The following is a 14,256-nucleotide window of genomic DNA, read 5'->3' on the forward strand; positions in this document are numbered from 1 at the left end:
CTCACAGCGCCACGGCCTTCCGCAGCGCCTTCTGCAGGTCCTTCAACGCCCGCGCGCTGCTCTTCTCCCCGGTCAGGGCGGCGTACGTCTCCCGCTGGACCGCCGAGGTCACATCGCCGTACTGCACCACCCGGGGCCGTGGCACGGCCCGCAGGATGGACTCCTTGAGCACCGGCAGATACGGGTACCGCGCGATGAGCGCCTTGTCGTCGTAGAGGGAGGCGTACGGCGGGGCGACGGAGGCGTCCTCGAGGAAGGTCCTGGTGTTCTCCTCGCTGCTCATGAACCTGATGAAGTCCAGGGCCGTCGCCTTGTTCGCGGCGGAGGAGGACACGGCCATGTTGTGGCCGCCGAGGCTGGAGGAGCCGGGGCCGTTCAGACCGGGCAGGGGAGCGGTGGCGAACTTGCTCTTGACGCCGCTCTTCTGGGCCAGGGAGTAGGCGTACGGCCAGTTGCGCAGGAAGACGAGCTTGCCGGACTGGAAGGCCTGGCGGCCGTCCTCCTCCAGGTAGGTGATGGCCTTCTTCGGGATCGTCCCGTCCTTGAAGGAGCGGGCGAGGAAGTCCAGGCCCTTCCTGGCCTCGGGGGTGTCGACGTCCGGCCTGCCGTTCGGGTCGGTGACGGTGCCGCCCGCGGAGTTCACGGCCTCGGCGAAGTTCACCGTGAGGCCCTCGTACTTCTGGAACTGCCCGGCGTAGCAGGACATGCCCTTCGCCTCGGGCAGCTTCTTCACCTCGGTACAGGCGGCGGTCATCTGCGCCCAGGTCGTGGGCGGCCGGGCGACACCCGCCTTCTTCAGCAGGTCGGTGCGGTAGTAGAGCAGGCCGCCGTCCGAGCTGCCCGGCACCGCGTACAGACCGCCGCGGTACCGGGAGGTCTCCACCACCGGCTTCAGCATCCTGCCCAGCGGGAACCGCTTCTCGGGCAGCGGGTCGATCCACCGGTGGGCGGCGAACTCCGAGGTCCACACGGCGTCCAGGGACAGCACCGTGTAGGCGTCGGACTTCGTCTCCGCGTTCTGGATCATCTGCTGGCGCTGCGCGTCCGGGTCCGTCGGCAGCTGGATGAAGGTGACCTTCTCCTTCGGGTGCGCCCGGTTCCAGCGGTCGAGCATCGGCTGGACGGTGCCCGTGGTGTCCTTGCCGGCCACGTAGGTGATGGGCCCGCGCCCTTCGAACGACGGTGGCCCGGCCTGCCCGGAGCCGCTGCCGCAGGCGCTGAGCAGAAGCCCGGTGGCGGCGAGCGCGGTGGCTCTGGTGGTGGTTCTGGTCGTCATGCCACTCCTGCTGAGACTGCGTTGTCATGGAATGAATGAAGAAAATATGCAGGTCAGAACGCTTGTTACGGTCCTCGCTGAGACCACTTCAGGACCGCTCGGACAACGCTTGCAAGCTAGGGGCGTGTTTTGCCGAAGTCAATGAGTTACGCGACGGTAATCGGCTGAAGAACTGGGCTTGACACCCATGAAAGCGCTGTCACAACCAGAGGCAGGAGAGCGAATCCCTGTGCTAACGTCCGGCTCATGCCTCCAGCTCAGCGGCACCCCACGATGGCCGACGTCGCCGAACGGGCCGGGGTCTCCACCTCCACCGTCTCGCGCACGCTGCGCGGCCTGTCCACGGTGTCGCCGGAGGTGCGCGCCCGGGTGGAAAAGGCCGCGCGCGAACTGAACTTCGCCGTGTCACGGCAGGCCGCGAGCCTGGTCACGGGACGAACCGGGACGGTCGCGGTGATGGTCCCGACGCTCAACTCGTGGTTCATGGGAGCCGCCCTGTCCAGCCTGGCCCCGCTGCTGCGGTCGGCGGGCCTGCAACTGAACGTCTACGAGATCCCCGACCTGGCCGAGCGCACGGACTTCTTCGAACACCTCCCGGCACGCCGCAACGCCGACGCGCTCCTGGTGTTCTCCTTCGACCTCACCGACGAGGAGACGGCCCGGCTGGACGACCTCGGCATGCCGGTCATCTACGTCAGCCAGCACGTCGACGGACGTCCGAGCGTCTACGTCGACGACGTGGCCGGCGCCCTGCACGGCACCCGGCATCTGCTCAACCTCGGCCACCGCCGGATCGCCTTCGTCCAGACCCAGGGCGCGAGCGGCTTCACCTTCAGCTCCAACGAACGGCTGCTGGGCTACCAGCAGGCGCTCACGGAGGCGGGTGTCCCGCTCGACGACGACCTGGTGGTCTCCACCCGGGTCGGCGACAAGCGCGCCGCCGCCGAGGTGCTCGGCACGCTGCTGAGCCTGCGCGAGCCGCCGACCGCCGTCTTCGCCGAGCAGGACGAGGTCGCCGTCGCCCTCATCTGGAACCTGCGCAAGACCCGGATCGCCGTACCCGAGCGTATCTCCGTCCTCGGCTTCGACGACCAGCCGCTGGCGGACTGGTTCGACCTGTCCACGGTCGCCCAGTCACCGTCGGACATGGGGCGCGAGGCCGGCGAACTGGCCCTGAAGCTCATCGACGACGCCGAGGGGGAACACGGCCGGCATCTGGTCCTGCCGACGCATGTGATCCCCCGCTCCACGACGGCACCGGTGGCTCATGCCCGGGACGAGGGGGAGCGGGGCGACCGGCCGGTCAGTCCCTCAAGGCATAGAAGCTCATAGGGGAGTTCGGCTCGAAGCCGATACGCGGATACACGGGCGCGCCGGCGGCCGTGGCGTGCAGCGTCGCCCGGGTCAGTCCGGTGGCGCGACCGCCCTCGTACAGCGCCTTGCGCGTCACGGCCTCCCCGTACCCCCGCCGCTCCCACTGCGGGTCGGTGGCGACGAGCAGCACGAAGAGGCGCCCGTCGGCCTCCATCGTGGCCGCGCAGGTCACGGCGGTACCGTCCCGTACGCCCAGGTAGGCGTGCACCTCGCTCTTCCACAGCGGGGAGCGGCCGAGACCGTCACGGCCGTCCTCCAGCGGGAACCCGTAGGCGCGCGAGTTGAGGTCGGCGAAGGCCCGCAGCTGTTCGTCGGTGGTCACGCGGACGAACGTCAGCTCCGGGTGGGCCGGTTCGGGAACGGGCAGCAGGTCTCCCGCCATGCCCGTGCCGGGGAAGGCGTGTGCGAGCCCCGCCTGCTCGGCCGCTTCCCTGAGCCCCGAGCGTGCCTCGTCGTCGAGGAGTTCCTCGAAGACCCAAAGGAAACCGGGATGCTTCTTCGAGCGCATGATCCGCGCCGCCTCGTGCACCCGCTGCCGCGCCGGCCCGGCGCCGATGCCCGGCTCGGTCAGCGTGAGGCAGTTCCAGAAGGCGAACCGGCAGTCGGCCCAGCGGACGGCGATGCCCGGAAGGTCGCGGACGTCCGCCCGCGGATCCCGGTCGAGCACCATCACCCGCCAGACGGCGGCGAGCTGCTCCATCGATTCGATCGAGTCCGCGAGGTCGCGCATGGAGGCCTCCCAAGGTCGGCGGTACAGGGAAATTTCTACGCAACCCCTGCTTGGTTTGTTGCGCATTGTGGGATGGTACTTACAGTGCGTCAGGGGGACGTCGGGGGAGGCGCGTTGACTATGGTGGATCTGAGTCCCATGCAGCTCTTGGTCGTTGGCCTCATCGTGCTCGGGATCGTGGGCGTGATCGTCTTCGGTCTGCGGCGAGGCTCGCTGAAGAGCGCCAACATCCAGGGCCTGGGCATGCGGGCCGGTGTGGAGGGCGGCCAGGAGGCCAAGCCCGTCACCAACCAGACGATGCAGGTGGACCGCTTCAAGTCCAAGCGGTCCCGTTTCCGGATGGTGAAGGGTGCCAGGACATCGTTCCGCCGGGCCCGGTTCAAGCACAGCGTCGTGGAGATCCTGCCGGACGACGGAACCGTCCCGCCCGACGGCACGAACCCCGCCGACCCCCCGACGGGCCAAAACCCCCGGTAGCGGTCCGACTCGGTCCGCGGCGTCACGAGGGGGACGGGAAGAGCGGGTGCACGAACCGGCAACACCTCACCGGCACATCGACCGTGCCGAGCAACTGGACAGCGCGGCCCGCCTCACGGCCCGGGACGAGGACCGCGGCGGGGAACGGCAGGCGCTGTTCTTCGAAGGGCCGCAGGACATCGGCAAGTCGTCCCTGCTGCTCGAGATCTACGACCGCCACGCGGGGAACGGCGTGTACTTCGTCGACCTGTCACGGACGGCGGTGGAACACGACGTGCTCGAACAGCTCTCCATGCAGGCGCGCGGACAGGACGTCGGCGTACCGGGCTACCGGACCACGCGGGACCGGCAGGCGGAGCAGTCGAGATCGACCGAGGTCGCCTTCACCAATGTCCGGCTGCGGAACTCGGCGATCCAGCTGCTGGCTCAGGGAGAGGACCGGCTCCTGCGCCTCGCCGCCCTGAGCGATGCACTGCTGGAAAGCCTGGTCGCCGATGAGCGCAGGCCCGTGATCTGCCTCGACAGCTTCGAGGCGTGTGCCCGGCCGATGCGCGACTGGCTCGGGCGGAGTCTGCTGCCGAACCTGCTGTCCAGGCGCGAGGTCAGCGTCTTCCTGGCTGGTCGGAGCGTGCCGAGCCTGCCCCACCCTCCGTACTCCACGGCCGTCCAGACGCTGGTGCTGCCGCCGTTCGACGTGGAGGCCGTGCAGGACTGGATCGAGAACCTCGGATTCGCCAGCCTCAGGGACAAGGCCGTGGTGATCCAGCGCAGCCACGGCGGCGTGCCGGGGCTCCTCGCCGAGTTCTTCGCGTGTCATATGGAGCCCGGTGAACCCGCTCCGGGGCATCCGGACGGCCGGCCGGCCACCGCCACCGGTGACGACGGCGACGACAGGGAGGGCTGACGCCATGACCCGGGAAAACGTCTTCCGGCGGGCACTGGCGCACTTCGACCGGCTCCCCGCCGACGAGGGACGACTGCTCGAAGCGCTCGCCGTGCACCAGTGGTTCGGCACGGACATCGTGCTGTACACGGCGGCGAACCTCGATGTCGGCGTGCCGGCGGAACAGGTCCTGACCTCCCCCTTCGTCGTCAGGGACCGGGTTCCGTACGGCGGACCGGACGGCGACCCGCAGTACGCGATCCGCTCCGCGCTGCGCACCGCGTTGCACGACCGTATGCGCACCGAGCGGCCGGCCGTGTACCAGGAGGCCCACAGGATCGCCTTCACCTACTACAACCAGCCGCTGCGGCCGCTCCGTACCGACCGGCTCATCTGGTACGTGTACGAGGTCCGGCATCTGCTCGCCTACCGGCCGGAGCTGGTGGCGGAACGGCTCGCGGCGTTCGCGCACGAGGCCCTCATCGCCGGCCACGCCGAGGCCGCCGGCCGGGCAGCCGCAGAGGTGGCCGACGCACCCGCCGCCGACGCACCCGTCGAGCCGGGGGCGCGGTCGCTGGCCGGGATCATCCAGGCCGTGGCGGTGATCCTCAACGCCCCGGCCCACGTGGAGCGGTCCACGATCGTCGCCCTGGACGACCTCCTGGCCCGCCACGGGACCCCCTCCGACCCGACGGTCACTCGGCTCGTCTCGCTCGCCCGCGACCTGGTCGTGCACTGCACGGAACGACCCGCCCCGGCCACGCCCCTGACCGCGCTGGTCGTCCCCGACGCCACCACGACGGTCGACCCGCGCGGCATGCCGGTCCTCGGCGGCGAGCTGCGACTGTTGCAGGACCTGGCCCATCCGGCCAGGACCATCACCACCCGCACCCATCGTGTGAAGCTCGCCTCCAGGTCCACGGCCCTCCACCAGGTGACCACCAAGCTGGCCACGGAGGACCGGCCCGGCCGGCGGAGCATGGTCCTCGCGGACCTTCTCCCGCAGGACCACTGGGACCGCCTCGAAGTACTCCACCTGAGCGAACGCGGAGTCATCCCGGTGACCGTGCTCCCGGCGAACGAGACGGTCCGCGTCATGGCCCGCGGCGTCGGCCGGCTCCTGGCCGGCGGTGAGCAGCCCCCCGAGAACTCGACGCGCGCGGAGCTGTCCCGGCGGCTGGACTCCCTGGGCTGGCGCAGCGGCACCGAGGAACTCACCGCCCTGCTGCGCCGGACCGGGCAGGCGGACGACGTGGAGGAGCCCCTGCGGGAGCGCGTCGAAGGCCTGATGCGCTACACCCCGCTCGTCGCCCTGCTGGACGTCCACCCGGGGCTGCCTTCCGAGGTGACCTACCAGTACGAGGAGGACTGCGTCACGCACCGAGACGGCTGGGGCCGGGTCGTCATCTCCCTGGACCTGGCCCTTCCCCGCGCGCTGACGAACCGGTTGGAGTTCGTCACCCCCGAGGGGCTCGTCCCCGCGGACGCCCAGGGCCGGGAAGGAACCGAACTCGTACGGATGCGGAACGGGCGAACCGCCTCCAACACACAGCAGTTCGCCATCGAGACGGCCCGGCCGGCGGAGGACGACGCCGAGGACGAGGGCATGGCCCGCATCCTGGTCGACCTCGGCTACCGCCTGCCGGACCGCGAGTTCAAGGACGCGCTGAGAACCGCGTATCTGTGCATGCTGCTCTCCGCGCTGGCCCTGCTCCTGCTCTTCCTCGACATCGCGCTCGTCTCCATCGTCGGCACCGTCCTCGCCTCGATCGGAGTGCTGGTCGACGTCTCCCGGGACGGCAGCCACCACGAGGGCAACGAACCGCTGCACGTCTACACCGGCAAACCCATGTTCTTCCTGCGACGCAGCAACGCGGTCGCGGCCATCGCGGCGTCCGCCGCACCCAACGCCAACTCACTCCTGGGCAGTCTGGCCGCCTCCGGAGTGGCCTTCCTGTACTGCCTGGCCACATGCCTCATCGTGGTGAGCGTCAAGAGAGCCGCCCTCCGCCCCCTCCCCGAACCGAGCGGCCACGCCTTCAGAGCGCTCCGGCACACGTAGGGCTCCTCATGAACGGTCAGGGGCGCCCCTACACTGATCAGCGTTTTCACGATGATCGGAGCACGACATGCGTCGCCTCGCCACCGCTTTCGCGGCGGTCAGCGTCCTCGCACTCGCCGGATGCGCGCAGGACTTCGGCCAGGGCCCGGAGGGCATGGTCACCGAGAAGGTCAAGGACGGGAAGAAGTTCTATCTGGTCGTCGATCCGGCCAAGGCCGGTGACGAGACGAAGTTCAGGGTCAGCAAGTACGACTACCACGACTGCAACCGGGGCTCGAAGTACCCCAAGTGCGTCGGGGACTGAGCCTGCTCTAGACAGCCGGTCGGGCGACCACCTTGATGTTGAAGGTGTGAGAGGCCAGTCCGCCCGCGATGCCCATGAAGAGCAGGGCGAAGTGCTCCTGTCCGCGTGCCGTGCGGATACCGCCGATGTCGAGCTGGGACGACGCGGGCCAGCCGAGGTCGGTGAGCAGCCGGCCGGTGGTCCGCTTCGCCTCGGCGTCGTCGCCGGAGAGGAAGACGGTGCTCGGGCCGTCCAGATCGCCCGGGGCGCTCATCACCGTGGAGTCCATGGTGCACAGGGTCTTCACGACGGGGGTCAGGGGGAACGCGTCCTGGATCTGTTCCCCCAGGCTGCTGTTGGGGTGGGAGAGCTCGACGAAGTCGTCGGAGAGCCCGACCCCGACATCGATCAGCGGGATGCCGGCCAGTGCCGGGGCCCCGATCGAGTGCAGCAGCTCGACGGAGACGGTCCCCGGGGTGGCGTTGACCAGTACCTCCGCATGAGCGGCGGCTTCGCTCGGAGAGCCCACGGGGAGCCCGAGATCCGTCCGTTCCGCGGGCCGGCGCGAGCCGAGGAGGACGTCATGCCCGGCGGCGCTCCAGCCGTGGGCGAGTGCTCGGGCGACGTTGCCTGTGCCAAGTAGTCCGATACGCATGCCGGGGACGCTAGCCGCCCCCGGGACCGCGGCGGATCGGGCCTCGGGCCCGGCCGGCCCGGCACGAAAGACCTAGTCCGGTGGTCCGTCCCCGGGCAGGTTCTCGCGCAGCCCCGGTCGCAGGGCGGCGGCTTTGCGGTACCAGGCGCCGTACCGCTTCGCGAGGAGTACGGCCGACATGCCGTGCAGGAGGATGCTGAGCGCGACGGTGACCGCGATCACCCGGCCGAGGAGCTGAATGCCCGGGACGTGCTCCTCCACCAGGAGAAGCCCGAAGACGACGGAGGCGAGGCCGCGCGGCCCGAACCACCCGATGTAGGCGACCGTGGGAAGGGCCAGGCCGGTCCTGGCCAGGGAGAGGGCGACCGGCAGCATCCGGACGACGGTGAGGCTCAGTACGGCATAGACGATGATCCGCCAGTCGAGGTCGTCCAGGGTCGGCCCGAGCAGGACGGCACCGAAGACCAGGAAGCTCAGCGAGGCGAGAAGGTCGGCGAGATGCCCGGCGAGACCGGCGGAGTCGTCGACGGCGGCCGGGGCCTCACCTGGTGTCTCGCCAGTTTCCTCACCCGGTGCCTCCGTCTCGGGGCGCGCCTCCGCCGCCGGTCCGCTCCGCCGCAGGGAGACACCGAAGGCGAAACCGGCCACCCAGGCCGCGATGAAGCCGCTCCCGTCGAAGGCGACGGCCACCGCGTACGCGCCCACGGCCACGGCCAGGACGAACGTCTGCCGCCAGTCACCACCGATCCAGCCTCTCGCACGCGACCGGCGCAACAGCCACCCGCCGAGCCCTCCCACGGCCAGACCCCACGCGGTGCTGAGCACGAGCGCGCGCCAGAAGACTCCGGCGGCTCCCTCCTCCGAGGCCAGGGTTCCGGGCAGAGCCGCGAGGAAGACCACGAAGAAGGGCAGCGCCATACCGTCGTTGAGGCCGGACTCGACATTCAGGCCGCCGCGCACCAGCGGGGGGACCCGCCGGTCGGAGACCGCCGTCTTGCCGAGTGCGGCGTCGGTCGGCGCGAGAACGGCACCGAGCAGGGCCAGTTCCCACAAGGTCAGCCCCGGCAGCAGGGGCCACGCCAGCAGCCAGCCCGCCCCGATGGTCAACGGCAGACCGATGCCCAGCAGTCGGCCCGGGAGGAATCCGCCGAGGCGCAGATCCCGTCGCCGTACGGACATCGCGTCGGTGAACAGGACCAGCGTCAGGGCGGCTTCGACCAGGGTGAGCACGGGGCCCGAGTCGTGCTTCAGGTCGAGCAGATCGAGCCCGACCGGGCCGATGGCGATCCCGCAGCCGGTGAACACCATCGGCGCCGACACGGCGGTGGTGGCCAGCCGCCCGGAGCAGAGGGCGTACCCCGCCGTCACCGCGGCCACGGCCGCCCCTGCCCACGCGCTGCCGCTCACCGTGCCTCACCCGTCAGGGCGTGCGGTCACGGGTGGAGGACCTTCTCCTTGGCCTGGCGGAACTCCTCGTCGGAGATGTCGCCGCGGGCCCGGATCTGCGAGAGCTTGTCGAGCTGGTCCGCCTCGCTTGCCGGGCCGGTGGCGCCGACGGTCTCGCGGATGTAGCGGTCCGTCTCGTCCAGCTTGGCCTTCACATGGTCCTGTTCACGCTTGCCCATGCCCTTGCCCCTGGCGACGACGTAGACGAAGACGCCAAGGAAGGGCAGGACGACGGTGAAGACCAGCCACCCCGTCTTGGCCCAGCCGCTCAGGGCGTCGTCGCGGAAGATGTCGACGATGACGCGGAAGAGCAGGAAGATCCACATGACCCACAGGAAGATCCACATGATCGTCCAGAAGGCCCCGAGAATCGGATAGTCGTAGGCCAGGTTCACAGAGCCGCCCATCACCGCTCCTCCTCTCCGGGGAGGTCGAGCCCGAACGCCTCGCCGATGTTGCGTGCGGCGGACACCACTCGGGCGCTGCCCACCACGGGGGCGATCGCCACGAGCGTTCCCTGGATCTTCTCCAGCGGCACGCCGACGTCCGCGGCGGTGCCGATGTTGAGGAGGTAGGAGGGAGCGGAGGCGTCCATGGCCACCAGAGCCGCGATGCGTGCCAGCAGATACGTCTCCTCGTCCAGCCCGGATCGCTCGAAGGTGTCGAGCGTCATCTGGACGAGCGTCTCGAACACGGGCGCGTTCGCCTCGGCGAGAGCGGCGACGCCGCCCGCCCCTGTCCTTTGCTCAGCCATCTCAGGCTCCTTTCCCTGGTGGTGGGTGCGACGTACGGCTCGGCTGCGCCGTCCCGGAGGCCGCGGCGAGGATGCCGAGCAGGATCAGCACGAGGACGACGATGCCGAGGACGAGCGCCACGGCCCCGGGCGTGGGGTAGTTCCACAGCACCAGGGCGAGCGCTCCGCCGGTGATCGCGATGCCGGTGGTCCACCTGCGGTGCGCGTCCAGCCAGTGGCCGGTGTCCCCGGTGCGCATTCCGTGGCGCGCCATGGCCCGGCCCGTCGCCCCGGTTCCGCCCGCCGCCGCGCGTCTGATCCACCGGGCACCGCGTCCGGGCCCGTACAGGTAGGCGGCCAGCGCGGTGATCACCGCGATGACCAGGACCGTGACCGTGCTGTTCTTGAGGAAGCGCAGGAAGGCGTCGTAGATGTCGGCCGCGGTGTCCTGCGGCAGGGCGGTCGTGGCGACGGAGTCCAGATAGATCTGGCGCGTCACGGCGAGGCCGACGAGCAGCACGATCATCATGACCCCGACGCCGATGGCCGTGGTCATCAGGGCGACGCGGTGCGCGGGCCCGCTCCAGACGGCGAGTGCCGCCAGGACCAGGACCAGGACCGGGAGCCAGACGCCGAGGATGTTCAGCAGACGCATGGCGCCCTGGGCCTCGTTGAGCTTGTCGGTCTGGAACAGGGTGATCGTCTTGTCGGCGTCGGGGATCTTCGAGGCTTGATCGAATCCGGCGTCCACCAGTCGTTGCTTGACGTTGTCGACGACGGTGCCGATGTTCAGGTCGATGCTGTCGTCACCGGCCTGGACGGCGCTGCCGCCCTCGCCGGTGAGGACCTTGACCACGGCGGCGTGCGCCCGCCTGTTCGCGTCGTCCCACACCTCGGCGAACTGGTCGCTGGTCACCACCCTGATCACGATGCGATGGACGGCCGAGTTGAGCGCGCTCGTCAGCGGGCCGGTCAGCGCGTCGGCGCCCTGGACGACTCGAGGCGGTGCGCCTTCCCGCTCCAACGTCCGCCCGACCGCCTCGGTGAAGGCGGCGACATCGACGTTGTCGACCACGCGCTTGGTGAGCCGGTCCGTCACGGTGTTCTGGACGGAGGGCTCCGTGGCGATCGGAGCGACGGTCTGGACATATCGGTCGGTGTCGGCGACCTGCGAGTCCACCCAGGCGGCGACCACGGCCAGCGGCGCCAGGAGGAAGGTCAGGACCAGCAGCACGGAGGTCGCCGTGTAGCGCAGACGCCGGTGGTGAACGGAGGCGGCCTTGCGCAGCTGCTCGTATTCCTCCCGTTCCGTGGCGCTCAAGGGAGGTCCGCCGGCCGGACGGTCGCGACCTTCCGAAGCGGACGAGGAGCCGGCGGACGAGGAACCATCGGAGGAATCCATGAGTCTCCCTCGCGATGCTTTTCAGCAGGTTTTTCCTACTTATCGATGTTAGCGAGGGCGAACGGATGGCGCATGGCCACGACCTCCCGAGGAATTCGAGCCGGGATCAATGAACGCGATGGGCGGGGGTATCCGGTTCCGGCAAGGTTCCCTCGTACGGAAGTGATGCCCGCCCCATGGCCGAGACGCGAGACGTCGTCGAACTCATTCTCCAGGACCACAGAAGAATGGAGGATCTCTTCCACCGGATGCGCAGCGTCGAATCCGATCGGGCGGCCGCACTGCGGGAGTTCGCCGGTCTGCTGATCGCGCACGCGCTCGCGGAGGAGTCGAAGGTGTACCCCGCCCTCAAGCGCTACAAGAACATCGACGACGACGAGCTCGAACACGGCGAGGAGGAGCACGAGGAGGGAAACAAGGCGCTCCTCGAACTCCTGGAGGTCGACGAGGTCGGCTCCGCCGAGTGGGACGAGAAGCTGGAAGAGCTCGTGAAGGCCATCACCCACCACACCGACGAGGAAGAGCGCACCATCCTCAACGGAGCCCGCGAGAACGTCGCCATGGACCGCCGGGAGGAACTGGGCGGGGCGTTCCTGACGGAACGGGAGCTCCGGCTGAGGGAAGGCTGCGGCGCTGTGGAGAACGTGCGCCGTATCGTCCGTTCCTCCCCCGAGGGCTAGCGCGACGTACGGCCGGACAGGTGAGGGTCGGCCTCATTGCTTCTGGCATATGCATACGAACCGACACATATGTGAAGGGATGGTGGAAAAACCTTCGAGTGTAGGAGTCGTGTTCGATGACCACTGTGGAGAAGTCCGGTACGGATGCGGGCAGCGATCCCGAGGGGACCGGCATCCGGGTCCTGGGCTACACCGACAAGATCCCGCACGCTTCTCGCGAATTCCGGCTCGACGGGCGGCTGCGGGTGCCCGCAGGGGTTCGGATCACCCAGGTGGAATCCACCTTCAACATGGACCGCGCGGACTTGTACCCCGCGAAGCAGCTCCTCAGGGGGCAGGGCGGCCACGGCGCCGAGGGAGCCAACTACGAGATCGTCGACCTGGCGATGCAGGGCGACGAAACGGACGTCATCACCTTCACGCTGCGCAACGGCCTGAACTACCTGAATATGCCGGCGCCCGAGGGGAAGCGCTCCCTCACCGTCCGGATCACCCTCACCAACGGCAAAGTGGAGATCCAGCCGGTGGCCCAGGTGTTCTCGACGCTTCCACGCCCCTGGCCGGTGGTCCCGGGCCCGCACCAGGCGCAGTTCGGCTACGTCTCCGACGACGGGAGGATCCCGGCAGGCACCTTCCCCGTCCGGATCCACAACGCCGACGAGGGCAGGGAGGAGGCGAAGGGCAATCACACGGATCACGTGTACTACCAGCTGGTGCACGAGGACGGCACCCCCTCGAACCTGACGCCCGTACCGGTGAAGCAGCCGATCAAGGGGACCGCCGGCCTGGCGGAGGCCGACCTGGCGAAAGTGGAGTGGGCCGTCCAGGAACTGAACCTGCGTGAGGCCAAGGACAAACACGGCTACTACCGCTTCCTGGTCTGGCCCCAGGTGAACGACGGACCGGGCGGCCCTGTGAACGAAAAGCTGAGCTGGGACCGGACCAAGATCGAGGAAGGCTGGTTCCTGGGCAGCGTGTACTACCGCTACCACGCCACCTCGGACGGTGTGTCGCACGACGGGCACAAGGAATCCGGTCAGTCGAAGGCCGACGGTCTCAAGGGAGAGACCGGCACCGTCGACGAACACCAGCTGGCCATCTTTCAGGTGCGGGACGCGATCCCGCAGGTCACCGTCGGGAAGGGGGAGGAGGACAAGAAGAATCCGGGTCACTTCATCCTGATCGCGATGACCTCCGCCGACGAGCAGCCGGTCAGCATCGGCAAGCTCCGCCAGGAGTTCCACGCCCCCAAGGGTCTGGTCTTCACCGGAATCGCGGGATACGCCTACTTCGACCACCTGCGCGACTGGCAGCAGACCAAGCCCACCCTGCTGCCCGGCTCCCTGGAGGACGACGGCAAGACGTTGATCGTCGAGGCGCCTCTCCACCTCTTCACCGGCGCCCAGGACCGGCCGTTCCTGGGCTACGGCCTCGCCGTCGCGGCCGAGGACGGCGCCACCCCCGGTACGTACGACGACGGGTACGCGGTCTTCGGCAAGCACCACGGCAAGGTCAAGCTGACCGGGACCGTGCTCAAGCCCTGAGCCGCACCTGGACCGACCGGCCCCGGGCCCGCCGCACGGTGGACCCGGGGCCCTCGCGGCTCAGAGGTCGTCGGCGGTCCGGGCGGGACAGAGGGCCTGGGCCGTCCAGAGCTGGTTGAGGGTGGTCCTGGGGCGCAGGATCAGCACGGTCTCCAGCTCGTGCGCCCCTTCCATGGGGCCGATCGCCAGGCCGTTGTCGTGGGAGGGCACCAGGAGGAAGTCGTTCAGGCCGGGGAGGGCGCGCTCGAGGTGCCAGACCTGTCCGCGCTCGTGGTCCTGCCTGGTGCGCATCTTGAGGGTGGTGTTCTCCTTGGCGTCGTCGACCGTCAGGTACATCGCCTTCGTCAGGTGGTTCCTGATACGCACACCGTTCTGGGCCGGCTCGAAGGACCAGATGCGACCGAGGTGGTCCCCCGCAGCCGAGTAGTTGCTTCCGTGTTCGTTGGGCGTCCCCGTGTGCCACAGGCGCATCTCGGTGCCCGAGCCGGTGATGTGAGCGTGCGGTGTGATCACATTCCCGCTGACGGAGTGGACGATGACCATTCTCTTGTCGAACGCGACGTCGATCATGACGGTTCCTCTCTGGGATGGTGGCGCTCGGGAGCGGCAGCAAGCGTCGGCCCGGCGACCGGTGGCCCGGGGGTGCCGCGACGAGCGTTGATCATGGGTTCACTCGTTCGAGGGACTCGCCAGGAGGCTGTTTCCGCCTGC

15 protein-coding genes are annotated in these 14,256 nt (G+C 69.2%); 7 read left to right on the top strand and 8 right to left on the bottom strand.

The window, feature by feature from the left end; translation table 11 throughout:
• Position 1: 1 nt before the first annotated feature.
• Positions 2-1,276 (bottom strand): ABC transporter substrate-binding protein, encoded by a 1,275-nt coding sequence (locus ACFT32_RS14580; RefSeq protein WP_382488991.1) that lies wholly within the window; start codon positions 1,274-1,276, stop codon positions 2-4.
• 273 nt (positions 1,277-1,549) lie between these two features.
• Between ACFT32_RS14580 and ACFT32_RS14585 the strand changes: the two genes are divergently transcribed.
• Complete coding sequence (locus ACFT32_RS14585; RefSeq protein ID WP_382490651.1) at positions 1,550-2,608, top strand: LacI family DNA-binding transcriptional regulator; 1,059 nt, start codon at positions 1,550-1,552, stop codon at positions 2,606-2,608.
• Here ACFT32_RS14585 and ACFT32_RS14590 read toward each other — a convergent pair.
• A complete protein-coding gene (locus ACFT32_RS14590) occupies positions 2,580-3,380 on the bottom strand; it encodes a GNAT family N-acetyltransferase (protein WP_382488993.1) in 801 nt (266 codons plus the stop codon). The two genes, ACFT32_RS14585 and ACFT32_RS14590, sit on opposite strands and share 29 nt — an antisense overlap.
• 138 nt (positions 3,381-3,518) lie before the next feature.
• Between ACFT32_RS14590 and ACFT32_RS14595 the strand changes: the two genes are divergently transcribed.
• The 4 genes from ACFT32_RS14595 (at position 3,519) to ACFT32_RS14610 (ending at position 7,106) form a co-directional block, all read left to right on the top strand.
• Entirely contained in the window at positions 3,519-3,857 is a 339-nt protein-coding gene (locus ACFT32_RS14595; protein WP_382488995.1) for a hypothetical protein, read from the top strand.
• 46 nt (positions 3,858-3,903) lie between these two features.
• Positions 3,904-4,761, top strand: a complete 858-nt coding sequence (locus ACFT32_RS14600) for a hypothetical protein (protein WP_382488997.1) — start codon at positions 3,904-3,906, stop codon at positions 4,759-4,761.
• Between the two features lie 4 nt (positions 4,762-4,765).
• Positions 4,766-6,802, top strand: coding sequence for a hypothetical protein (locus tag ACFT32_RS14605; protein WP_382488999.1), 2,037 nt, complete (start codon positions 4,766-4,768; stop codon positions 6,800-6,802).
• Positions 6,803-6,869: 67 nt separating this feature from the next.
• Positions 6,870-7,106 (top strand): hypothetical protein, encoded by a 237-nt coding sequence (locus tag ACFT32_RS14610; RefSeq protein WP_382489001.1) that lies wholly within the window; start codon positions 6,870-6,872, stop codon positions 7,104-7,106.
• A gap of 7 nt (positions 7,107-7,113) precedes the next feature.
• Here ACFT32_RS14610 and ACFT32_RS14615 read toward each other — a convergent pair whose 3' ends face one another.
• The 5 genes from ACFT32_RS14615 to ACFT32_RS14635 form a co-directional block, all read right to left on the bottom strand.
• Positions 7,114-7,740, bottom strand: coding sequence for an NADPH-dependent F420 reductase (locus tag ACFT32_RS14615; RefSeq protein ID WP_382489002.1), 627 nt, complete (start codon positions 7,738-7,740; stop codon positions 7,114-7,116).
• A 72-nt stretch (positions 7,741-7,812) separates the two neighbouring features.
• On the bottom strand, positions 7,813-9,147 hold the full coding sequence (locus tag ACFT32_RS14620) for a cation:proton antiporter (protein ID WP_382489003.1): 1,335 nt from the start codon (positions 9,145-9,147) through the stop codon (positions 7,813-7,815).
• A gap of 26 nt (positions 9,148-9,173) precedes the next feature.
• The gene (locus ACFT32_RS14625; RefSeq protein WP_382489005.1) at positions 9,174-9,593 is read right to left on the bottom strand and encodes an SHOCT domain-containing protein; all 420 of its coding nucleotides are present in this window, start codon (positions 9,591-9,593) and stop codon (positions 9,174-9,176) included.
• Positions 9,593-9,940: a carboxymuconolactone decarboxylase family protein gene (locus ACFT32_RS14630; RefSeq protein ID WP_382489006.1), complete on the bottom strand. Its 348-nt coding sequence runs from the start codon at positions 9,938-9,940 to the stop codon at positions 9,593-9,595. Before ACFT32_RS14630 ends, ACFT32_RS14625 begins: the two co-directional genes overlap by 1 nt.
• A 1-nt stretch (position 9,941) precedes the next feature.
• Positions 9,942-11,240: a hypothetical protein gene (locus ACFT32_RS14635; RefSeq protein ID WP_382489008.1), complete on the bottom strand. Its 1,299-nt coding sequence runs from the start codon at positions 11,238-11,240 to the stop codon at positions 9,942-9,944.
• Positions 11,241-11,497: 257 nt separating this feature from the next.
• Between ACFT32_RS14635 and ACFT32_RS14640 the strand changes: the two genes are divergently transcribed.
• Both ACFT32_RS14640 and ACFT32_RS14645 read left to right on the top strand, forming a co-directional pair.
• Positions 11,498-12,001 carry a hemerythrin domain-containing protein gene (locus ACFT32_RS14640; protein ID WP_382489009.1) on the top strand — a complete coding sequence of 168 codons (504 nt, stop codon included), beginning with the start codon at positions 11,498-11,500 and terminating at the stop codon, positions 11,999-12,001.
• Positions 12,002-12,117: 116 nt separating this feature from the next.
• Positions 12,118-13,545, top strand: coding sequence for a hypothetical protein (locus ACFT32_RS14645; protein ID WP_382489011.1), 1,428 nt, complete (start codon positions 12,118-12,120; stop codon positions 13,543-13,545).
• A gap of 60 nt (positions 13,546-13,605) precedes the next feature.
• Here ACFT32_RS14645 and ACFT32_RS14650 read toward each other — a convergent pair whose 3' ends face one another.
• Entirely contained in the window at positions 13,606-14,115 is a 510-nt protein-coding gene (locus tag ACFT32_RS14650; RefSeq protein ID WP_382489013.1) for an RICIN domain-containing protein, read from the bottom strand.
• Between the last annotated feature and the right edge of the window lie 141 nt (positions 14,116-14,256).

Source organism: Streptomyces sp. NPDC057002 (assembly GCF_042673825.1).
Lineage (GTDB): Bacteria > Actinomycetota > Actinomycetes > Streptomycetales > Streptomycetaceae > Streptomyces.

Coding starts and splice junctions, on each gene's coding strand:
- ACFT32_RS14580 (WP_382488991.1), bottom strand. CDS start 1,276: ATGACGACCAGAACCACCACCAGAGCCACCGCGCTCGCCGCCACCGGG.
- ACFT32_RS14585 (WP_382490651.1), top strand. CDS start 1,550: ATGGCCGACGTCGCCGAACGGGCCGGGGTCTCCACCTCCACCGTCTCG.
- ACFT32_RS14590 (WP_382488993.1), bottom strand. CDS start 3,380: ATGCGCGACCTCGCGGACTCGATCGAATCGATGGAGCAGCTCGCCGCC.
- ACFT32_RS14595 (WP_382488995.1), top strand. CDS start 3,519: ATGCAGCTCTTGGTCGTTGGCCTCATCGTGCTCGGGATCGTGGGCGTG.
- ACFT32_RS14605 (WP_382488999.1), top strand. CDS start 4,766: ATGACCCGGGAAAACGTCTTCCGGCGGGCACTGGCGCACTTCGACCGG.
- ACFT32_RS14610 (WP_382489001.1), top strand. CDS start 6,870: ATGCGTCGCCTCGCCACCGCTTTCGCGGCGGTCAGCGTCCTCGCACTC.
- ACFT32_RS14615 (WP_382489002.1), bottom strand. CDS start 7,740: ATGCGTATCGGACTACTTGGCACAGGCAACGTCGCCCGAGCACTCGCC.
- ACFT32_RS14625 (WP_382489005.1), bottom strand. CDS start 9,593: ATGGGCGGCTCTGTGAACCTGGCCTACGACTATCCGATTCTCGGGGCC.
- ACFT32_RS14630 (WP_382489006.1), bottom strand. CDS start 9,940: ATGGCTGAGCAAAGGACAGGGGCGGGCGGCGTCGCCGCTCTCGCCGAG.
- ACFT32_RS14640 (WP_382489009.1), top strand. CDS start 11,498: ATGGCCGAGACGCGAGACGTCGTCGAACTCATTCTCCAGGACCACAGA.
- ACFT32_RS14645 (WP_382489011.1), top strand. CDS start 12,118: ATGACCACTGTGGAGAAGTCCGGTACGGATGCGGGCAGCGATCCCGAG.
- ACFT32_RS14650 (WP_382489013.1), bottom strand. CDS start 14,115: ATGATCGACGTCGCGTTCGACAAGAGAATGGTCATCGTCCACTCCGTC.